Source organism: Halomonas sp. PR-M31 (genome assembly GCF_001039575.1).
GTDB lineage: Bacteria > Pseudomonadota > Gammaproteobacteria > Pseudomonadales > Halomonadaceae > Modicisalibacter.
Genome location: NZ_JIBT01000042.1, coordinates 1 through 19,321 on the forward strand (window position 1 = coordinate 1; position 19,321 = coordinate 19,321).

Below are 19,321 nucleotides of genomic sequence, written 5' to 3' on the forward strand. Positions count from 1 at the left end.
CGCTGCCTTGTCGGCTCCTTCGCTGAACCACAGCTCACCGCTGCCTTCCCAATGAGCGCAGCAATCTGGGGTCAGAATCGACCAGCGCATATTGGCGAATCGGCGCTCAAAGAAAGGGGCGGCGTACTCGACGATGAAGTGATCCGGTTCGAACCAGGCGACATAGCGCTGATCACCTTCTGCGTCATCAACGGCGCGAAAGCGCACGAACGCCTTCATCTTGTGCACGTCACGACTCACCGACTTGGCATAGTGTCTTAGTTTTGCCACCTGCGGATCGCTGGCGAGCTGCATGAGATACCGCTCGCCGTGAGTCAGTCGCCATAGCAGGTGGTACAGCAGCGCCCAGCGCTCATTGCTTCGATGGCAGCTAGCAGCGCGGGCTTGAGCGATGAAGGATTTGGGCACGCGGACGGCAGTGACGCTTGAAGACGTTACGGTGCGCTCTCGGGTGTGATCCGGCTGCCACCAGACCCGCTGCGGCGGCGTCTCATTCATCAAAAGTTGCCGCGCTCGCTGTTGCCAGCTTGAAAAGTCCGGATGAAAGCGCACTGCCGTCAGCGCATCCGTATCTGTGTCATCAAACAGCGAAGGTTGCGTCATGGCGGCAAGCCTTGGTTACAACAGCGACAGCTGCTGGGCAGTTGGGGTATAGCGTGCCCGCAGCCGGTCGCTGTCCAGCTCATTGAGGGATGGATGATGATTGGCGCAGACGATGAAGGGCATCGCCTTTTTCACCCTGGCGCGCATGGCAACAAGATCCTCCAGGCGAACCTTCTGCACCCTTCGAATCTGCAGTATGCGATCGACGCTTCTGACCCCAAGTCCGGGAACCCGCAGCAGCCGTACTTTGGAGTCACGGTTTATATCCACCGGAAAGAAGCCGCGATTGGCAAGCGCCCAGCCGAGCTTGGGATCGACCTCTAAAGAAAGCATGCCTGGGGCCGTTCCGGGGTCCGGCGACTGGGTGATCTCGTTGGCGGCGTAGCCGTAGAAGCGCATCAGCCAGTCTGCTTGATACAGCCGATGCTCTCGCAGCAGCGGCGGTTGCTGCACCGGCAGTCGCATGGATGCATCCGGGATGGGGCTGAAAGCGGAATAATAGACACGACGCAGCGCATAGCCCGCGTACAGGGCCGACGAGGTTTGCAGGATGTGGGCGTCCGTGGAGGGTTCGGCGCCAACGATGATCTGGGTGGACTGGCCGGCGGGGGCGAAAACCGGCGGCTTGCCCGTGCCGGAACGCCGGGGTTGCCGCTGATAGGCGTTCTGATCGGCGAAAGACTCTTCGCGCCGCGAGCGGATACGCGCCATGGATAGCTTGATGGTGCGCTGATCTTTTTCCGGCGCCAGTTCGGCAAGCGCCTGCTGGGTGGGCAGTTCGATGTTGATGCTAAGCCGGTCCGCATAGCGCCCTGCCGCTGCCAGCAGTTCACCATCCGCCTCGGGAATCGTCTTGAGATGGATGTAGCCGCGAAAGTCATGCTCTTCGCGCAGCTTGCGTGCCACGGCCACCAGCTGTTCCATGGTGTAGTCCGGGTTACGGATGATGCCAGAGCTCAGGAACAGCCCTTCGATGTAGTTGCGCTTGTAGAAATCCAGGGTCAAATTCACGACTTCGTCCACGGTGAAGCGTGCACGCCGCACGTTGGACGAGTTGCGATTGACGCAGTAGCTGCATTCGTAGATACAGAAATTCGTGAACAGGATCTTCAGCAGGGAGATGCAGCGGCCGTCCGGGGCGTAGGAGTGACAAATTCCCACGCCGTCGGTGGAGCCCACACCGCGGCCCTTGGTCGAGTTCTTGGCCTGCGTGCCGCTCGACGCACAGGAGGCGTCATATTTGGCGGCGTCGGCCAGGATGGCGAGTTTAGCGATCAGTTCCATACTGGACAATCATACAGTATTTTTTGTATTGCACCACCTGATTGTGGCCATGTCGGCAAACGCAGCCTGAATGAATTAGTAAAAAGTGTTGCGGTTTCCTACGCTAGGAACCAGGGCCGGCGGTTCGTTTTTCAACGCGAACTGAAATCCGGTTTTCCAAGTACAAGAATCAGGAGCCGTCATCCATGTTTCGTAAAACGCTATTGTGCCTTTCCATTGCCGGCGTGAGTTTCGCAGCTCAAGCCGAGACCACGGTGTTCCACAACGCCAACGGCTATGGCTTTGATGACAACCGCCAGCTGGTGAACTTTTCCACCCTGGTGGTAGAGGATGGCAAGGTGGTCGCCCGCGGCGACAAGGCCGTGGCCGATGATTACACCAATGCAGACAACGACATCGACGCACAAGGCAAGACGCTGTTGCCCGGGCTGATCGATGCCCACGGCCATTTCATGGCGCTGGGCTACAGCCTTCTGGAAGTGGATCTGCGTGATCTGGAATCCGCGAAGCAAAGCGCGGAGAAGGTCGCGGAGTTCGCCTCCCGGAACCCCAATTTTGAATGGGTTCGCGGCGGTGGTTGGAACCAGGTGCTATGGGAAGGCAAGGAATTTCCCACCGCTGAAGTCCTGGATGCGCAGATTGCCGATCGCCCGGTGATGCTGAGTCGCGTCGATCATCATGCGATCTGGGTCAACAGCAAGGCTATGGAGCTAGCGGGCATCGACGCGGATACCCAGGCTCCGGATGGCGGCGAGATTATAAAGGATAAGTCGGGTAATCCCACCGGCGTGTTCATCGACAACGCCGAGCAGCTGATCACGGACAAAATCCCTACGCGCAGTGCCGAAGAGATGGCCCAAGCCTTCGATACTGCGGTCGCACACCTTCAGGAAGTCGGTATCACCAGCGTGCACGATGCCGGTGCCAGCGCCGCAGAGCTCGCGCTTTACCGCGATCGCGCCGATGACTGCGACTGTATCCGATGGTGGCCTCAAGCGATCCCGAGTTCGAGACCATGCTCGAGAAAGGGCCTCAGGACGATCCGGAAGACTGGCTGGATATCAAAAGCGTCAAGATCTACACGGATGGTGCCCTTGGGAGTCGCGGCGCGGCGCTGCTCGAACCCTATAGCGATCGACCGGATTCCAAGGGGCTAATGCTGCAGGATCAAACGGCGCTGCAAACGCTGGTGGACCAGGCGAGTCGCGAAGGTTTTCAGGCCAACATGCACGCCATTGGCGACCGGGCCAATCGCATCGCGCTGGATATTTACGCCCAGAACCTTAAAAACGACGATCAGTCCCAGAAGCTGCGTCATCGTATCGAACACGCCCAAGTGGTCGACGTCAGCGATATACCCCGCTTTTCCGAGCTCGGCGTGATTCCTTCCATGCAGCCCACTCACGCCACTAGCGACAAGAACATGGCCGGCGATCGGCTCGGGCAGGAGCGTCTTGCCGGTGCTTATGCCTGGCGCTTTTTTCTCGATAGCGGCAGCCGCATCGCCGCCGGATCGGACTTCCCTGTGGAGCCTGCCAATCCTTTCTACGGCATTCATGCGGCAGTGACCCGAAAGGATCGTCAGGATCAGCCCGAAGGTGGCTGGCGCTTGGGTCAGAAACTCACCGCCGCGGAGGCGCTGCGCGGCTTTACCATCGATGCCGCCTACGCGGCTCATCAGGAAGACAGCCTGGGCGGCCTGATGCCCGGCCAGTGGGCGGATTTCCTGCTGGTGGATACCGATATCATGCGCACCGCGCCGGAGAATATCTGGCAGACCCAAGTCGAGCAGACCTGGATCGCGGGGGAGGCAGTCTATGAACGCGAGCAGGATTGAACGAGGCCGAATAGGCACGGGTCTTGAATTCCCGCGCCTGCCAATACCGCCGCTGGTGTCGCGCGTACTCACCGGCGCTCGACGCCTGTATCGAACACCGCGATTTCCTAACACCACCCCATCAGCCAGATCTCGTCATCCTTTAGATCCCGCCAAGGCAGGGTAAGCTCCCTGCGGCTGATCACGGCTTCCAGAATCACTTCAACGACGTTCTCTTCCCCGTCTCGCAGCAGCTTTGTCACCATGAAGTGTTTTTCCTTGTTGCGCGGCTGGGCGGCGGCCCATTTGCTGTGGTGAAGCTTGTTCGGGTTGATGCTGTTCACTGGCTCTCCGGCAAAGGGTGTAAAAGAGTAAAAGGGATTTGTAGCCTGGCTGCTTCTATCCTAATGCCAGTGACCGGAAATCCTATAAAAAAGGTTCGTCGCACTTTGCCGGCCCCGCCAAGAAAGCCTGCCATCGACAGGCAGGCCAATTCGGTCCATAGTAGCCAAAGGTATTACCTCTAGCTACGGAGGCCGTCATGGCAACACCAACGTCCATCAAGCTCGACGACAGCCTGAAAGAGCGGGTCCAGCACCTCGCCGACACTCGCCGGCGTTCCGCACATTGGCTCATGCGTGAAGCAATCGAACAGTATGTGGAGCGCGAAGAGAGGCGAGAGAACTTCAGGCAAGACACTCTCAAGGCTTGGGAGGACTACCAGGCTACCGGCTTGCACGCGAGCGCTGACGAAGTGAAGAAGTGGCTGGCCAGCTGGGGAACGGATGACGAGGTGCCGGCCCCGACATGTCACAAGTGATCTTCGCCCCGGCAGCGCTCCGGGATCTGGAGCGGCTGCGCGAGTTCCTGCGGCCGAAGAATCCTGCAGCGGCTGAGCGAGCCGCTACAGCCATCATCCAGGGTATTCAGGCGCTCGCAGAACTGCCACGCATTGGGCGCCCTGTTGACGACCTGCCCGAGGAGTTCCGGGACTGGCTGATTGACTTCGGTGATAGCGGCTATGTCGCACGGTATCGCATCGATGGGGACACTGTTGTGGTGTTGGCTATCCGTCACCAAAAAGAAGCCGGCCTCTAGTTTTCGTGCGCCCAAAAAACACCTTTTTTCTTTAGCCAACATCACACGCCTTTTAATGATCCTCTTCAGGGTCATGATAAAAAGCCAGGGTCATGATAAAAAGCGGTGTTTCAGCTTTCACTGAAACACCGCTTTTGCTTTTCAATCATCTACATATGGACGTGCAGATGACGCTCACGCCAGGTCGAAGCGGTCCGCGTTCATCACCTTGGTCCAGGCGGTGATGAAGTCTTTCACGAATTTCTCCTGGGCATCGCTTTGAGCATAGACTTCTGCCAGGGCCCGCAGCTGGGAGTTGGCGCCGAAGACAAGATCCACCCGGGTGCCGGTCCATTTGACTTCGCCAGTCTTACGATCGCGGCCTTCGAACAGATCCGGGTCCTCCGAGGTCGGTTTCCATTCCGTGTTCATGTCCATCAGATTGACGAAGAAGTCGTTGGTGAGGGTTTCCGGGCGCGTGCATGACCGGGCAGCGGCCGGCGGGGGTGGGAGCATTTGCATTCATGTCGGTTTTCTCGTTGTTGTAACGATGGAATAACCTTTCTCCTGACGGTACACCCGGGGTTCTTAATGCGCCGGGCAATTCTCGGTATTGTTTTGATAGTTTTCGCCTATGCGGCAGATGCTTTGAAGCGGAAACGTTAACCGACTATGGTTTGTCGCAAAGGAACGTTTCATCACGACCTGCAAGGAGTCAACATGAGCCAGGAAAGCGACTACACCCCACCCAAGGTATGGACCTGGGAAAAGGAAAGCGGCGGCAAGTTCGCCAGCACCAATCGTCCCGTAGCCGGGCCCACCCATGACAAGGAGTTGCCCGTTGGCAAGCATCCTTTCCAGCTTTACTCCCTGGCTACTCCCAATGGCGTTAAGGCCGGGGTGATGTTCGAGGAGCTGCTGGCCCAGGGCCATGACGCCGAATACGACGCTTGGCTGATTGATATCGGCGAAGGCGATCAGTTCGGCAGCGGTTTCGTCGAGGTCAACCCCAACTCCAAGATCCCGGCGCTGATGGATCACACCACCACGCCGCCGACCCGGGTGTTCGAGTCCGGTTCGATTCTTTTGTATCTTGCGGAGAAGTTCGACGCCTTTCTGCCGACGGATCACGCTGCCCGCACGGAAACGCTCAACTGGCTGTTCTGGCAGATGGGCAGCGCGCCCTTTCTTGGCGGCGGCTTCGGGCACTTCTACGCCTATGCGCCACAGAAGCTGGAATACCCGATTGATCGCTACGCCATGGAGACCAAACGTCAGCTGGACGTACTGGATCGCCACTTGAGCGAGACGCACTATCTGGCCGGTGACGACTACACCATCGCCGACATTGCCAACTGGACCTGGTATGGCCAGCTGGCCCTGGGGCGGCTTTACGATGCCGGGGAGTTCCTGCAGGTGCAGGAATACGAAAACGTGCAGCGCTGGGCAAAAGAGATAGACGCTCGTCCGGCGGTGCAGCGCGGTCGCATGGTCAACCGCACCTTCGGCGAGCCCGAGATGCAGCTGCACGAGCGTCATGACGCCAGCGATTTCGAGCAAAAGACTCAGGACAAGCTCGACGCTGGTTCATAAGCATTGGAGTGGACCGATTCCGCGTTGAATGATCTTGATCAATCCGGCGCCGCCTTGCATTGGCGGCGCCTGCACGAGATGCCTTTTCATGCCCTTCCCCCCAGGACGCATTTCATGAGCCAGGACTGGATTGCCTTTGCCAAGCAGCTTCGCTCCATTGCCCAGACCGGGCAGACCTATACCACCAATAAATACGAACTCGAGCGCTATCAGCAGCTCGAGGCGCTGACCAACCAGATGTTTGCGGTATTGAGCGATGCGCCCATCGAGAAAGTCGAAAACTTCTTCATTCCCGATGCAGGCTATGCCACCCCCAAGGTGGACGTGCGCGGCGCGGTCTTCGTCGACAACCGGGTACTGTTGGTGCGCGAGATCAAGGACGGCCGTTGGACACTTCCCGGAGGCTGGGCGGACGTGAACGAAGGGCCGTCATCCTGTGTACTGCGGGAGATCCTCGAGGAGTCCGGACGCCATGCCAGCAATCCGCGTCTGGCCATGCTCAAGGATCGCAGCCTGCACCCTTACACGCCGGTATCGCCGGATCATCTCTACAAGCTGTTCTACGTTTGCGATTTTGAAGGGGGCGAGTTCGTGCCCAACAACGAAACCGATGCGGCGGATTTTTTTGCCATCGACGAACTTCCACCGCTCTCAGAAGGGCGCACCCTGGCGGAAGACATTCATCAGTGTCGGGCCTTTCTTGAAGCCGGCGCATCCGGCAGCTACAGCGACTGATGACCGGATTGGCCTTTAACCGATTGCTGCACGCGGACTGGAGCCGGAGGCCGGGCAAGCGCTGGGTGACAGAGGCCCGGTGGGATGACGCCAAACAGCGCTGGCAGGTATCGGCCTCTCATCGCGTCGGCAATATCGACGCTTGGCTGAAAACGTTTTTAAACGATGAGAGCAGTACAACTCTCGTCGGCTTCGATTTCCCTCTTGGCGTGCCCGCAAGCTGGGCGCACCAGGTTGGAATCGATGATTTCGGCGGGTTTCTTGATCAGCTTGCGGCGGGTCAATGGCCGGACTTCTTTCGGGTGGCGCAAACACCGCAGGATATCGTCCTAGCCCGGCCTTTCTATCCAAATAGGTCTTGCCGGGGAATGCGCCAGACGGAGCTCACGAATGCCCTCGGCGTTGCCGAGTTCGACGACCTGCGTCGAGAGTGCGAGCGGCGAACGCCGGGCCGACTGCCCTGTCCGCTGTTCTGGACGCTAGGCGCCAATCAGGTCGGCAAGGCCGCCATTGCCGGCTGGCGCGAAGTGATCATTCCGACCCGTGTCCAGGCCTGCATGGGCGGAGCGGCGCTCTGGCCCTTCGACGGTGATCTCGCCTTTCTGGCTGCACGTTCTCGTTGCGTGCTGTGTGAAACTTGGCCGACCCTGGCGGCGCACCTGCTGGGGGTTGGCATGGGGGCAGGGCAGAGCAAGCGTCGCCAAGCGGATCGCATCCAGAAGGGTCGGCAATTGCTGGCGGATACCCAAAGCGTCATCTGGGACAGTGCCACCAAGAAGCAACTCACCGACGGCTTTGGTACGAGCGCTGGCGGTGAAGATCCCTTCGATGCCTTGCTAGGGCTTTTGATGATGATCGAGATAGCCGACGGACGTCTGGCGGCAGCACCAAATCTCACGTCCTCTCAGCGCAATTTGGAAGGCTGGATACTGGGGCTTGATAACTCCGGGGACTGACGGCATTTACCCTCCCGCCCATATCCATCACAATCGGCGCCATCATGGACGAGGAACCCGCATCATGGCATCAGCACACGCTTCGCTTTTTGTAGCACCGCTTTTCATGGCATCTCGTGTACCGGTGCAGACGGGCGCCAACCAATGAAAAAACTGCTGCGTATCTATTTCGATTCCTCGCTGATTCTTCGCGTCACCGTTGCGCTGGTGCTCGGCATCATCGTCGGGCTGATTGGCGGGCAGGCTGCCGCAGACTGGCTGGCGCCCTTCGGCGATTTATTGCTGCGGCTGCTGAAGTTTCTCATCGTGCCCATCGTGCTGTTCACCCTCATGGTGGGCATCAATCAGGCGCAGCTGGGCAGCATGGGGCGCATGGGTCGCAAGCTGTTTGGCTACTATGTGGCCACCTCCGCGCTTGCGATCATCGTCGGGCTTGCCGTCGCGACCCTGTTCGAGCCGGGTACGGGATTATCCCTGGATGAAAATGCCGAGATAGACGTGCCGGACAATCCCGGCATAGCTCAGGTGCTATTGGCTATCGTGCCGGACAATATCTTTACAGCCTTCACCGAGGTGAATCTGCTGGGCATCATCTTCACGGCCTTCGTCTTTGGTATCGCGCTGCTCAAGCTGCGCGCATCGAAGACTCATGGCGAGCTTGGCGAGCATCTTTACCGCACGGTGGAAGGGCTCAATCAAATCACCCTGAAGGTCATGACCGGTGTACTTCAGTACGTGCCCATCGGGGTTTTCGCGATCGTTGCCGAGACCGTGGGCAAGCAGGGAGTGGCCACTATTCTGTCCCTGGGCAACATGGTGGCGGTGCTCTATGTCGCCCTGGCGGTTCAGCTCGTTCTCTATTGCGTGCTGATGAAGGTGTTCGGCGTGGGGTTAGGCGGTTTTTCCGAGAGGCGCGCACCCCCATGGCGACGGCTTTCGCCACCCAAAGCAGCACCGGTACGCTGCCGCTGACCCTGGACGCCGCTCGGCGTCTGAACATACCCCGCAGCCTGTACGGCTTCAGCCTGCCTCTGGGGGCCACCATCAACATGGACGGCGCGGCCATCCGTATCGCCATTTCCGCGGTGTTTGCGGCAAACGTGGTCGGGGTTCCGCTGAGTTTCATGAACATGATCGAGATCGTGTTGATCGGTACCCTCACCTCGATAGGCACCGCCGGGGTCCCCGGGGCCGGCATCGTCATGATCGCCACGGTCTTTGCCCAGGTAGGGCTGCCCATCGAGACCGTGGCGCTTTTGACTTCCATCGATGCCCTGGTCGGGATGGGCGCGACCGGGCTCAACGTGACCGGCGACCTGGTCGCTCCTCCATCATCGCTCGCACCGAGCGCAAGCGCGGGGCGATTGCTGAGGAGCCGGAAGAGGAATCGAGTGCTTAGCTTGCTCCCATGGAACGTCAGTTGATGAACGCAATCCAGGGCACGCCGATCGCTAGCCAGCTGATCAAAAACAGCAGTCCGAAGATCGCGCCTAGTCGCCACCACAGCGGACCGGGCAGATAGCCGCTGCCGTAGTAGACCGGGCTTGGTCCTGTCGCGTAGGGAGTGAGAATGCCCATGAACCCTAGTGTCGGTAGCAGCATGAGAATGAACATGTGCAGATCCACGCCAGGTATGCCGGACGCTGCCGCCAGCATGACCGGCAGCAGCGCGGTGGTATGAGCGGTAGTGCTGGCGAAGAAGTAGTGCAATAGATAGAAGACCGTCGTCAGCAGGATCATCGCCATCATGGGGCCGAAGTCGCTGATGCGACTGCCGATCAGGTCGCCGAACCATTTCACGAAGCCAACCTCGTTGAGTCCGCCCGCCAGGGCGACAAGAGTGGCGAACCAGAAGAAGGTGTTCCAGGCGGCCTTGTTGGCCAGTATGTCGTCCCACTTCAGAATGCCGGTCAGCAGCATGGCGCAGATCACCAGAATGCCCACCAGGGCTGGCGCCAGGATGCTAGAGGCAAAGATCCACAGGGTCAGTGCTATCAGCACGAAAATGATCAACAGGATCTCGTTGCGTGAAAGACGTCCGAGTTTCTTGATTTCTTCGCCTGCCCAGTCGGATACCGCACTGCCGGATTTGACCTCCGGCGGGCACAGCCAGTAGCACAGCAAGGGCACTATCAGCAGCAGCAGGATGCCTACCGGCGCCGTGGCCATGAACCACTCTCCCCAGCCGATACGGATACCCGTGGTGGTTTCGGTCAGGGCGACGGCAAGAAGGTTGGGGGCAAGGGCGGTCAGAAACAGTGAGCTCGTCACGCAGGTCGAGGCGATCGCTGTCCACATCAAAAAACTCCCCATGCGCTTCATGCTCGGATCGTTCGGATGCGAGTCGTAAAGCGCTGGCAGGTTACGTACCACCGGATAGATCGTACCGGCACTGCGCGCCGTGTTGGACGGTGTAAAAGGCGCTAGGATGGTGTCGGCAAGCATCACCGCGTAACCCAGGGTCAGGGTCCGTCTGCCCATGGTCTTGACCAGCCACAGTGCAATGCGCCGACCCAGCCCTGTCTTTTCATAGCCCAGGGCGAACATGAAGGCACCGAAGATCAGCCACACCGTGGCGTTGGTGAATCCGGACACCGCCCAGGCAAAGGCGCTGCTGCCCAGCTTGAAACCGGGTGCGGCGAGCGCCTCAGGAGAGAACAGCACCCAGGGCGCCAAAAGTGCGGCTACGGCGACGCCGATCAGTCCGATTACCGCGCCGGGCAGCGGCTCGAATACCAGCCCCACCACGACACCGAGAAAGATTGCGAAGAAATACCAGGCGTGGGGCGCGAGCCCCTCGGGCACCGGAAAGAGCGCCACGATGATCGGAATGAGAAGGGGGGCAAAGATTTTCAATCGATGGGTCATAGATGCGTCCTGTTTGCGGCGCGCGTCTTTTGTATTTACGTGCGCACCGTCATTGGGTTGTCTCGCTAAGTTCGAGGTTGCATGGGGCTGGTCATGCGGCTCGGCTCCAGAAGCTCATCGAGCTGATCCTGGCTCAGCCATCCCTTCTCGATGACCAGGTCGTAGACGCTGCCGCCGGTGTTCAGCGCTTCCTTGGCCACCTGGGAAGAACGCTCGTAGCCGAGCACCGGGTTGAGCGCGGTGACAAGACCGATCGAGCGCTGCACGTAGTCCAGGCAGACTTCCCGGTTGGCGGTGATACCCGTCACGCAGCGGTTGGTGAGCACGATGGTGGCGTTGTTGAGGATGGTCAGTCCTTGAAGAAGGTCATAGGCCATGATCGGCTCGGCCATGTTCAGCTCGAGCTCACTGGCCTCCGCGGCGATACCCACCGTGGCATCGAAACCGATGATCTGATAGCAGACCTGGTTGACCATCTCCGGCACCACCGGATTGACCTTACCCGGCATGATGGAAGAGCCCGGCTGCATGGGGGGAAGGTTGATCTCGTTGAGCCCCGCTCGAGGTCCGCTTGAGAGCCAGCGAAGGTCATTGCAGATCTTGGAGACTTGAATCGCCACGCGCTTCATGGCGCCGGACAGATAGGCGAACGCACCGGAGTCCTGGGTGGCCTCCACCAGGTCCTCTGCCAGGGTCAATGGCAGGCCAGAGACGACGGCCAGCTTGTCGGTTACCAACTGGGCATAGCCTGCTGGGCTGTTCAGTCCGGTGCCGATGGCCGTGGCGCCCAGGTTGATCAGGTGCATTTCCAGGGTTGCGTGTTCCAGCGCGCGGCGAGCGGAGGCGACCATCCCGGCATAGGCACCGAACTCCTGACCCAATGTCATCGGGACGGTGTCCTGATTCTCGGTGCGCCCCATTTTCAATACATCGGCGAACTTATCAGCCTTCGTCTGCAAGGCGCTGGAAAGCTCGTCCAGGGAGTTCAGCGCCTGTTTGACGGTCAGCAGCAGGGCGATCTTCACGGAGGTGGGGTAGGCGTCGTTGGTGGACTGGGACAGGTTGACGTGATCCAGCGGATGCAGGTGGGCGTAATCGCCCCGCTGATGACCCAGCAGCTCAAGTGCACGGTTGGCGATAACCTCGTTGGCATTCATGTTCGTCGAGGTGCCGGCACCCCCTTGAATCATGTCCAGCACGAAGTGTCGACGTAGTTTGCCCGCAATGATCTCGTCGCAGGCGAAAGCAATGGCCTCCGCCTTGTCGGCCTCGAGCACCCCCAGCTCGTGATTGGCTTGCGCGGCGGCCTTCTTGACCATGGCCAACCCGGTGCATAGATTGCCGTAATTGTTCAGATGTTGGCCGGAGATGGGAAAGTTCTCCATCGCCCGCAGCGTCTGCACACCGTAGTAGGCATCCGCCGGAATCTCGCGCTCTCCCAGGGAATCATGCTCTACCCGGGTGGTGCCGATCGCGAAGGCCGGCTCGCCATGCTCGACCAGCCGGACGGTGGCTTCTCGTAGCCGCGCGCGCAGGCGCATCGCCACCCGCAGTATCAGGTCATTCCAGAAGTCTGGTTGCTCTCGCTGCAGGCGTTCCTTGGCGTCGGCATCCAGCACCAGCAGCCGACCGTCCACGGCAGCCTGAGTAGAGAGCCGGTGGGGGTTCTGATCGTCCATCAAAAAGCCCTCGAAAACCATGGCCCCCGTCTCCAGAAGCCCGACCCGCCGCGTATCGCCGTAGCGGCCGTACAGCAGCTCCAGCTGTCCGGCAAGCAGCACCGCGAACCACTCTCTCGGCGTGCCCTCCTGGCTGATCCAGTCACCCTTGGAAAACGACTGAATGCGACCGTACTCCTCGAGTACGGCGACGATATGCTGATCGGTATCATCAACCTGTGTCGCTGCGGTAAGGCCACCATCGGATGATTCGCTGTCGTTCATGTCACGTCTCCTTGTCAATCGCGAGGGTCAGAAGAGTTGGTCGATGAGCAACCCAGTGAGAATCGGACCTGAAGCCTTCGCAGCGCTGGGACAGTCCCTGTTCATGGGTTTCTTCCAAGGGCTTGATAATCACCGTAGCCCCGGACTTGTCAGGGAAGATTGATGTAGATCAATGTTTAGCCGGTTTATTACTCCTGGGCGTGGTGGTTGTTCAATACCTGTGCAAGGCTTTGTTCAAAGGCGATCTTGTGGAGACATTCCTGCTTCGTTCAGCCGCCGAACAACCGACGAGGATAGTCATGCAACATCGAGATGCGGATATCGTGATCGTGGGGGGAGGGGGCGCTGGACTGCGCGCTGCGATTGCCGCTGCGGAACATGCCAGGGAGGAAGGCATCGAACAGCGCATCCTGATGCTTTCGAAGGTGTATCCCATGCGCTCTCATACCGTCGCGGCGGAAGGCGGGGCTGCGGCTGTGACCAGCGAGGAGGACACCCTGGAAGCCCACTTCGAAGATACCGTCGCTGGCAGCGACTGGCTAGCGGAACAGGGAGTGGTCGATTACTTCATTCGCCATGCCCATCGGGAGCTGGTGCAGTTGGAGCGCTGGGGCTGTCCTTGGAGCCGTAAACCGGACGGCTCGATACAGGTGCGCCGCTTTGGCGGCATGAAGACCGCGCGCACCTGGTTTGCCGCGGACAAGACCGGCTTTCATATTCTGCATACCCTGTTTCAAACGTCGTTGAAATACCCGGAAATCGAGCGGCTGGATGAGTATTTCGTGCTCGATGTGGCGACCGTGGAAGGCAAGGTGGCCGGCGTCATCGCGCTGCAGGTCGCCACCGGCGAGCTGATTCTGCTACGGGCCAAATCCGTGATCCTTGCCACCGGCGGCGCCGGGCGTCTGTTTCAGTTCAATACCAATGCCGGCATCGTGACCGGCGACGGCATGGCCATGGCCTATCGCCAGGGGGCGGCTCTGCGGGACATGGAATTCGTGCAGTATCACCCCACGGGCCTGCCGGGCACGGGCATTCTGATTACCGAGGCCTGTCGTGGGGAAGGCGGGTTACTGCTGAACAAGGACGGCTATCGCTATCTGCAGGATTACGGCCTAGGTCCGGAAACACCCCTGGGCGAGCCGAAGAACAAGTACATGGAGCTAGGCCCCCGGGACAAGCTGTCCCAGGCTTTCTGGCAGGAGCAGAAGGCCGGGCGTACCGGTAAATTTGCCGACAACGACGTGGTGTATCTCGACCTGCGCCACTTGGGCAAGGAGTACCTGCACGAGCGCCTGCCCTTCATCTGCGAGCTGGCTCAGGCCTATATCAACGTTGATCCGGTCACCGAACCCATCCCGATCCGCCCGGCGGTGCATTACACCATGGGCGGCATCGAGACCGACGCCCAGTGTGAAACCAGCCTGAAAGGCCTGTATGCGGCGGGGGAATGCGCCTCCGTGGGGCTGCACGGCGCCAATCGACTGGGGTCGAATTCACTCTCTGAGCTGCTGGTCTTCGGCCGCCTGGCAGGGGAGCAGGCAAGTCATCGCGCAGCCGCCACCGCTTACGCCGACATCGAGTCACTTCAACAGCAGGTTCAGGATCAGGAGCGACAGGTGGCCCGGTTGCGTGACGCCGATGGCCTTGAGAGCTGGGTTGGTTTGAAGCGTGAGATGGTCCAGGCCATGGAGGACGGTTGCGGTATCTATCGGGACGAGCAGGGCATGCAGGCCGCACTGAATCGTATCCGTGACCTCAAGTCACGCTATCACAACATTAAGTTGAGCGATCGAAGCCGCATCTACAACACTGAGCTACTGCAATGCATCGAACTGGGATTTGGCCTGGACATCGCCGAGGCAACTTGTCTGGCGGCCCTGAATCGCCGGGAGTCCCGAGGTGCCCATCAGCGCCTGGATGCAGGTCTTGAGCAGCGCGACGATATCAATTTCCTGCAGCATAGCCAGGTGTTCTTCAACGCCGATGCCCCGGCGGAGCTGCGTTGGCAGGATGTAGATACCCGCTTCTCGGCACCTGCGGTGCGCGCCTATGGCGATGCGGGTAAAGGAGCACGCAAATGACCACCAAACGCCTGAGTATCCAACGCTATCTGCCAGAGCAAAGTAAGACGCCTTTCTGGCAGGACTTCGACGTTCCCTTCGATGACAGCACCTCAATTCTCGAGGCGCTCAATCATATCAAGGAAGACATGGACGGCAGCCTGAGCTATCGCTGGTCCTGCCGCATGGCGATCTGCGGCTCCTGCGGGGTGATGGTGAACGGCGAGCCCAAGCTCGGTTGCAAGAGCTTCCTGCGGGAGTATCCGGGCACAATCAAGATAGAACCTTTGGCGCATTTTCCCGTGCAGAAAGATCTCATCATCGATATGGAGATCTTCCTTGAGCATCTGGCAGCGGTGCAGCCCTATTTGATCAACGATTCGGAAGACAGTACCCAGACCCACAAGCAAACCCCGGCCCAGCTGGCCAAGTATCTTAAGTTCTCTGATTGCATCAACTGCGGCCTGTGTTATTCCGCCTGCCCGCAGTTTGGTTTGAATCCCGAGTTCCTGGGGCCCGCGGCGCTGACTCTGGCGCACCGTTACAACCTGGACAGCCGAGATCAGGGCAAGGCGCAGCGCATGGCGCAGCTCAATCGTGAGGAAGGCGTGTGGACTTGCACCTTCGTGGGCTACTGCTCGGAGGTATGCCCCAAGAGCGTCGATCCGGCAGCAGCGGTGAACCAAGGCAAGGTCGAATCCGCCAAGGATCTCTTGATCAACTTGTTCAAACGCTAGGAGATCACAATGGCAAAGCACGTTGGGTACTTTCCCGAATTAAAACGCAACTGGTGGCTGAAGAATCGCTACTTCATGGCCTACATGGCCCGGGAAGCCACGGTGCTGCCCCTGGTGTTTTTCATTGTCTGCCTGCTGGCGGGGCTTTATAGCCTGCTGCTGGGGCCGGGAAGCTGGCAAGGATGGCTACACTTCATGCAGAACCCCATCACCATCGCCATCAACCTGCTGGCGCTCGGTGCCAGTCTTTTCCACGCGGCAACCTTCTTCACGCTGTTTCCCCGGGTCATGCCATTGCGGGTGGGGGGCCGGGCGATTCCAGCCAAGTGGATCATCCTGGGGCAGTGGTTCGGCGTGCTCTTGGTAATGGCGCTTTTTGCCTGGGTATTTGGGAGGGGTATGTGATGGAAAAGCGCATCAAGAGAAGCGACGAGCCCATCTGGTGGGCCCTGTTCAGCGCCGGCGGCGTCTGCTTCGCGGTGTTCGTGCCTGCTGCCATTCTGTTTATTGCCCTGCTGATTCCTCTGGGGCTGTTACCCGTAGAGACCCTTGATTTCGAGCGCAGTCGCAGCCTGTTGTTCAGCTTTCCCGGCTTGATATTCATCGGGGCGGTCATCTGTCTGCCGCTGTTTCATGCCATGCACCGTATTCGCCATGGCCTGCACGACCTGAAACTGGGCCGCGACAAGACCAACAAGATCATCGCCTATGGCGCGGCTATGTTGTTTAGTGTGGTTGCGTTGCTGGGGTTCGTGCTAGGCAATATGTAATGTGTGCTCATATTCACTAGTGAGTGCATATAGCCTTGTCATACTGAGTAAAACGTTCATGTCATCATCGATTGCAGCAGTGACCCGTGCGACGCGCCCGAGTTTTCTGATATTGGCGCCGCTGTGCGTGCTGCTGGGAATAAGCCTTGCGGTCAATCAGCCGATATCCCTTCACGGACTCGATGTTGCATTGGTGCTGATCGGCGGCCTGCTGGCCCATGCCGGGGTCAATCTGCTCAATGAATACGACGACTTTCATTCTGGGCTCGATCATATTACGCGGCGCACCCCGTTTTCCGGGGGCAGTGGTGCCTTGCCGGAGCATCCGTCCGCGGCCCCACAGGTATTGATAACGGCGCTTGCCACACTCGTCGGCATAGCCGCGATCGGGGTGTATTTTCTGTGGCTGCGCGGCTGGCCGATGCTGATCGTGGGCTTGAGCGGCGTGTTCCTGATGGTCGCCTATACCCGCTGGCTGACCCGTTCGCCGCTATGGTGCCTGCTGGCGCCGGGGTTGGGCTTCGGGCCGATCATGGTATTGGGCACTCTGATTGCCCTTGGCGGGCGCGTCGATGAGACGGCGCTGATGGGATCGGCGGTGACCTTGATGCTGGTCAGCGAGCTGCTGTTGATCAACCAATTCCCCGATGTGGAGGCGGATCGGCGTATCGGTCGCCGCCACCTGCCTATCGTGGTGGGTTTGCCCGTCGCCTCGCGCTGGGTGGCGGGGCTGCTGCTCGGCGCCTATGGGCTGATTGCCTTGGGTAGGCTGTACGGTCTGTTGCCCATGGACGCCTGGCTTGCCTTTCTTACCCTTCCTGCTGCGCTATGGATTGCCCTGAGATTGCTCAAAGCACTGAAGGACGAAGAAGCCTTACAGAAAATCATGAGCATTAATGTCGCCACGTTGCTGTCCACGCTGCTGCTATTGGCGGTGGGTATGTGGGTAGCGTGAAAAAGGCATGTGATCAGACTGGGTAATGTCATCGATTTTCAAGTGAAGCGATGAAATCTTGCGATGAATCGGATAAAGCCGAGCTATGACACCCCCTACGCTGTCATACGCCGGCTATTCTTGAAGTCGCGCCCCGTGGCGTCTGAAGCCAATATCAATGATTTTGGCCCGACGGTTCCCGTCTTGATAAACAGCATCCGAAAGCGCCGGCGAATGTTGAGTCGGTAGACAGCCGCCTTATCTTGTTTTTATATACAGTGGACGTCAGGAACCTAAGCTACTGGTATCGGTCCATTGTATGTACAGACCGACAAGATAAACACGATTGCTAGCGATAGAATGGCTGCGAACACCTGTTGTTACGCAACCATCAGGGAGATGATTTTTAATGGCAAATGACAACCGCAAGCCAACTACCACGGACGCCGGCATTGGGGTAGCAAGCGATGAACTATCGCTGTCCGTTGGCCCGGACGGTCCGCTTGTACTGCACGATCACTACCTGATCGAGCAGATGGCCCAGTTCAACCGGGAGCGCATCCCGGAGCGCCAGCCCCACGCCAAGGGCAGCGGCGCCTTCGGCCATTTTGAAGTAACCGAGGATGTCAGCCAGTACACCAAGGCAGTGGTGTTCCAGCCGGGTACCAAGACCGACATGCTGGCGCGTTTTTCTACCGTGGCCGGTGAGCGGGGCAGCCCGGATACCTGGCGCGACCCGCGGGGCTTTTCGCTGAAGTTCTACACCAGCGAAGGCAACTACGACATGGTCGGCAACGACACGCCGGTTTTCTTCATGCGCGATCCGATGAAGTTTCAGCACTTCATTCGCTCCCAAAAGCGGCGTGCGGACAACAACCTGCGCGATCACGACATGCAGTGGGATTTCTGGACCCTGTCACCGGAATCTGCCCACCAGGTCACCTGGCTGATGGGGGATCGCGGTATTCCCAAGAGCTGGCGCCATATGAACGGCTACACCAGCCACACCTATATGTGGGTGAACGCCCAGGGCGAGAAATTCTGGGTCAAGTATCACTTCAAGACGGATCAGGGCATTGAATGCCTGACTCAGGAAGACGCGGATCGCCTGGCCGGCGAGGACAGCGACTACCACATGCGGGATCTGTTCGGCGCCATTGCACAAGGCAATCATCCAAGCTGGACCATGCACGTTCAGGTCATGCCGTTTGATGATGCCAAGACCTACCGGCTCAATCCGTTTGATCTGACCAAGGTATGGCCCCATGAGGACTATCCGCTGATCAAAGTCGGCAAGATGACCTTGGATCGCAACCCCACGGACAACCACGCGGAGATAGAGCAGGCCGCCTTCGAGCCCAACAACCTGATACCGGGTATCGGACTCTCGCCGGACAAGATGCTGCTGGCCCGCGGTTTTGCCTACGCGGACGCACATCGTCATCGTCTGGGAGCCAACTACAAGCAGATCCCGGTGAACGCGCCCATTGCGCCGGTGCACAGCTACTCCAAGGATGGCGCCATGCGTATCAACAAGGTGTCCGATCCGGTGTATGCGCCCAACAGCAAGGGCGGCCCGGCGGCGGACCCAGAGCGCTATCCGGAGGACACCACCTGGCATGCGGATGGCGAACTGGTGCGCTCGGCCTACACCTTGCGCAAGGACGACGACGATTTCAGTCAGGCCAACCAGCTTGTCAACAAGGTAATGGATGATGCTGCTCGCGAGCGACTGGTCAACAATGCCGTCGGCCATCTGCTGGATGGGGTGACCGAGCCGGTACTCGAGCGCGCGTTCGAGTACTGGAAGAACATCGACAAGGATATCGGTGCACGCATCGAAGACGGAGTGAAGAAAGGCAAAAGCTGATCGCCTTTATTTTCCAAAGCCGGCCCGCTCGCCACAAGGTGAGCGGGCTTTTTTATTGCTAATATAAAACGT

20 protein-coding genes and 1 pseudogene are annotated in these 19,321 nt (G+C 59.2%); 15 read left to right on the plus strand and 6 right to left on the minus strand.

Translation table 11 applies throughout. The annotated features are described in order from the left end of the window. The coding region (locus CH74_RS12145) for a TIGR03915 family putative DNA repair protein (protein ID WP_156181508.1) at positions 1 to 603 on the minus strand (603 nt) is incomplete at its 3' end. A 15-nt stretch (positions 604 to 618) separates the two neighbouring features. Next, positions 619 to 1,887 carry a putative DNA modification/repair radical SAM protein gene (locus tag CH74_RS12150; protein ID WP_048307820.1) on the minus strand — a complete coding sequence of 423 codons (1,269 nt, stop codon included), beginning with the start codon at positions 1,885 to 1,887 and terminating at the stop codon, positions 619 to 621. Positions 1,888 to 2,072: 185 nt separating this feature from the next. On the opposite strand from CH74_RS12150, the gene CH74_RS19000 reads away from it, so the two are divergent. Together CH74_RS19000 and CH74_RS19615 are read left to right on the plus strand one after the other, a co-directional pair. Beyond that, the gene (locus tag CH74_RS19000) at positions 2,073 to 3,044 is read left to right on the plus strand and encodes an amidohydrolase (RefSeq protein ID WP_216594758.1); all 972 of its coding nucleotides are present in this window, start codon (positions 2,073 to 2,075) and stop codon (positions 3,042 to 3,044) included. After that, positions 2,963 to 3,724, plus strand: coding sequence for an amidohydrolase (locus tag CH74_RS19615; protein ID WP_253273056.1), 762 nt, complete (start codon positions 2,963 to 2,965; stop codon positions 3,722 to 3,724). Before CH74_RS19000 ends, CH74_RS19615 begins: the two co-directional genes overlap by 82 nt. Before the next feature lie 107 nt (positions 3,725 to 3,831). Here CH74_RS19615 and CH74_RS12160 read toward each other — a convergent pair whose 3' ends face one another. After that, positions 3,832 to 4,047: a TIGR02450 family Trp-rich protein gene (locus tag CH74_RS12160; protein ID WP_048307821.1), complete on the minus strand. Its 216-nt coding sequence runs from the start codon at positions 4,045 to 4,047 to the stop codon at positions 3,832 to 3,834. 197 nt (positions 4,048 to 4,244) lie between these two features. Here CH74_RS12160 and CH74_RS12165 point away from each other — a divergent pair, with 197 nt between their 5' ends. Then, positions 4,245 to 4,523, plus strand: a complete 279-nt coding sequence (locus CH74_RS12165) for a CopG family ribbon-helix-helix protein (RefSeq protein WP_048307823.1) — start codon at positions 4,245 to 4,247, stop codon at positions 4,521 to 4,523. Next, the gene (locus tag CH74_RS12170) at positions 4,511 to 4,801 is read left to right on the plus strand and encodes a type II toxin-antitoxin system RelE/ParE family toxin (RefSeq protein WP_048307824.1); all 291 of its coding nucleotides are present in this window, start codon (positions 4,511 to 4,513) and stop codon (positions 4,799 to 4,801) included. The genes CH74_RS12165 and CH74_RS12170 overlap by 13 nt, the downstream gene beginning before the upstream one ends. A gap of 174 nt (positions 4,802 to 4,975) precedes the next feature. Here the strand turns inward: CH74_RS12170 and CH74_RS12175 are convergent. Next, positions 4,976 to 5,257 (minus strand): annotated as a pseudogene (locus tag CH74_RS12175) (catalase-peroxidase); the annotation flags it as partial. Positions 5,258 to 5,500: 243 nt separating this feature from the next. Here CH74_RS12175 and yghU point away from each other — a divergent pair. The 5 genes from yghU (at position 5,501) to CH74_RS20050 (ending at position 9,488) form a co-directional block, all read left to right on the plus strand. Further along, positions 5,501 to 6,373, plus strand: a complete 873-nt coding sequence (gene yghU, locus CH74_RS12180; RefSeq protein ID WP_048307827.1) for a glutathione-dependent disulfide-bond oxidoreductase — start codon at positions 5,501 to 5,503, stop codon at positions 6,371 to 6,373. A 114-nt stretch (positions 6,374 to 6,487) separates the two neighbouring features. Continuing rightward, a complete protein-coding gene (locus tag CH74_RS12185; protein ID WP_048307860.1) occupies positions 6,488 to 7,108 on the plus strand; it encodes an NUDIX hydrolase in 621 nt (206 codons plus the stop codon). Then, positions 7,108 to 8,064, plus strand: coding sequence for a DUF429 domain-containing protein (locus tag CH74_RS12190; RefSeq protein WP_048307829.1), 957 nt, complete (start codon positions 7,108 to 7,110; stop codon positions 8,062 to 8,064). The genes CH74_RS12185 and CH74_RS12190 overlap by 1 nt, the downstream gene beginning before the upstream one ends. Positions 8,065 to 8,208: 144 nt before the next feature. Then, positions 8,209 to 9,036, plus strand: a complete 828-nt coding sequence (locus CH74_RS12195; protein WP_367379120.1) for a dicarboxylate/amino acid:cation symporter — start codon at positions 8,209 to 8,211, stop codon at positions 9,034 to 9,036. Then, a complete protein-coding gene (locus CH74_RS20050) occupies positions 8,988 to 9,488 on the plus strand; it encodes a dicarboxylate/amino acid:cation symporter (protein WP_367379121.1) in 501 nt (166 codons plus the stop codon). The genes CH74_RS12195 and CH74_RS20050 overlap by 49 nt, the downstream gene beginning before the upstream one ends. Here CH74_RS20050 and CH74_RS12200 read toward each other — a convergent pair. Both CH74_RS12200 and CH74_RS12205 read right to left on the minus strand, forming a co-directional pair. Next, positions 9,481 to 10,932 carry an anion permease gene (locus CH74_RS12200; protein WP_048307831.1) on the minus strand — a complete coding sequence of 484 codons (1,452 nt, stop codon included), beginning with the start codon at positions 10,930 to 10,932 and terminating at the stop codon, positions 9,481 to 9,483. The two genes, CH74_RS20050 and CH74_RS12200, sit on opposite strands and share 8 nt — an antisense overlap. Positions 10,933 to 10,997: 65 nt before the next feature. Next, positions 10,998 to 12,875: an aspartate ammonia-lyase gene (locus CH74_RS12205; RefSeq protein WP_082140412.1), complete on the minus strand. Its 1,878-nt coding sequence runs from the start codon at positions 12,873 to 12,875 to the stop codon at positions 10,998 to 11,000. 299 nt (positions 12,876 to 13,174) lie between these two features. On the opposite strand from CH74_RS12205, the gene frdA reads away from it, so the two are divergent. The 6 genes from frdA (at position 13,175) to CH74_RS12235 (ending at position 19,249) form a co-directional block, all read left to right on the plus strand. Beyond that, the gene (gene frdA / locus CH74_RS12210) at positions 13,175 to 14,959 is read left to right on the plus strand and encodes a fumarate reductase (quinol) flavoprotein subunit (RefSeq protein ID WP_048307832.1); all 1,785 of its coding nucleotides are present in this window, start codon (positions 13,175 to 13,177) and stop codon (positions 14,957 to 14,959) included. Then, on the plus strand, positions 14,956 to 15,675 hold the full coding sequence (locus CH74_RS12215; protein ID WP_048307833.1) for a succinate dehydrogenase/fumarate reductase iron-sulfur subunit: 720 nt from the start codon (positions 14,956 to 14,958) through the stop codon (positions 15,673 to 15,675). The genes frdA and CH74_RS12215 overlap by 4 nt, the downstream gene beginning before the upstream one ends. A 9-nt stretch (positions 15,676 to 15,684) precedes the next feature. Further along, positions 15,685 to 16,080: a fumarate reductase gene (locus CH74_RS12220; protein WP_048307834.1), complete on the plus strand. Its 396-nt coding sequence runs from the start codon at positions 15,685 to 15,687 to the stop codon at positions 16,078 to 16,080. Next, positions 16,080 to 16,445 (plus strand): fumarate reductase subunit FrdD, encoded by a 366-nt coding sequence (frdD, locus tag CH74_RS12225; protein ID WP_048307835.1) that lies wholly within the window; start codon positions 16,080 to 16,082, stop codon positions 16,443 to 16,445. The genes CH74_RS12220 and frdD overlap by 1 nt, the downstream gene beginning before the upstream one ends. Before the next feature lie 58 nt (positions 16,446 to 16,503). Then, a complete protein-coding gene (locus CH74_RS12230; protein ID WP_048307836.1) occupies positions 16,504 to 17,400 on the plus strand; it encodes a prenyltransferase in 897 nt (298 codons plus the stop codon). Between the two features lie 388 nt (positions 17,401 to 17,788). Further along, positions 17,789 to 19,249: a catalase gene (locus tag CH74_RS12235; protein ID WP_048307837.1), complete on the plus strand. Its 1,461-nt coding sequence runs from the start codon at positions 17,789 to 17,791 to the stop codon at positions 19,247 to 19,249. The last annotated feature ends 72 nt before the right edge of the window (positions 19,250 to 19,321 follow it).

Excerpts from the sequence above, each read along its gene's own strand:
- CH74_RS20050 (WP_367379121.1), top strand. The coding sequence starts at position 8,988 with ATGGCGACGGCTTTCGCCACCCAAAGCAGCACCGGTACGCTGCCGCTG.
- CH74_RS12235 (WP_048307837.1), top strand. The coding sequence starts at position 17,789 with ATGGCAAATGACAACCGCAAGCCAACTACCACGGACGCCGGCATTGGG.
- CH74_RS12195 (WP_367379120.1), top strand. The coding sequence starts at position 8,209 with ATGAAAAAACTGCTGCGTATCTATTTCGATTCCTCGCTGATTCTTCGC.
- CH74_RS12215 (WP_048307833.1), top strand. The coding sequence starts at position 14,956 with ATGACCACCAAACGCCTGAGTATCCAACGCTATCTGCCAGAGCAAAGT.
- CH74_RS12200 (WP_048307831.1), bottom strand. The coding sequence starts at position 10,932 with ATGACCCATCGATTGAAAATCTTTGCCCCCCTTCTCATTCCGATCATC.
- CH74_RS12205 (WP_082140412.1), bottom strand. The coding sequence starts at position 12,875 with ATGAACGACAGCGAATCATCCGATGGTGGCCTTACCGCAGCGACACAG.
- CH74_RS12150 (WP_048307820.1), bottom strand. The coding sequence starts at position 1,887 with ATGGAACTGATCGCTAAACTCGCCATCCTGGCCGACGCCGCCAAATAT.
- yghU (WP_048307827.1), top strand. The coding sequence starts at position 5,501 with ATGAGCCAGGAAAGCGACTACACCCCACCCAAGGTATGGACCTGGGAA.
- CH74_RS12190 (WP_048307829.1), top strand. The coding sequence starts at position 7,108 with ATGACCGGATTGGCCTTTAACCGATTGCTGCACGCGGACTGGAGCCGG.
- CH74_RS12165 (WP_048307823.1), top strand. The coding sequence starts at position 4,245 with ATGGCAACACCAACGTCCATCAAGCTCGACGACAGCCTGAAAGAGCGG.
- CH74_RS12230 (WP_048307836.1), top strand. The coding sequence starts at position 16,504 with ATGTCATCATCGATTGCAGCAGTGACCCGTGCGACGCGCCCGAGTTTT.
- CH74_RS12185 (WP_048307860.1), top strand. The coding sequence starts at position 6,488 with ATGAGCCAGGACTGGATTGCCTTTGCCAAGCAGCTTCGCTCCATTGCC.
- CH74_RS19000 (WP_216594758.1), top strand. The coding sequence starts at position 2,073 with ATGTTTCGTAAAACGCTATTGTGCCTTTCCATTGCCGGCGTGAGTTTC.
- frdA (WP_048307832.1), top strand. The coding sequence starts at position 13,175 with ATGCAACATCGAGATGCGGATATCGTGATCGTGGGGGGAGGGGGCGCT.
- frdD (WP_048307835.1), top strand. The coding sequence starts at position 16,080 with ATGGAAAAGCGCATCAAGAGAAGCGACGAGCCCATCTGGTGGGCCCTG.
- CH74_RS12220 (WP_048307834.1), top strand. The coding sequence starts at position 15,685 with ATGGCAAAGCACGTTGGGTACTTTCCCGAATTAAAACGCAACTGGTGG.
- CH74_RS12170 (WP_048307824.1), top strand. The coding sequence starts at position 4,511 with ATGTCACAAGTGATCTTCGCCCCGGCAGCGCTCCGGGATCTGGAGCGG.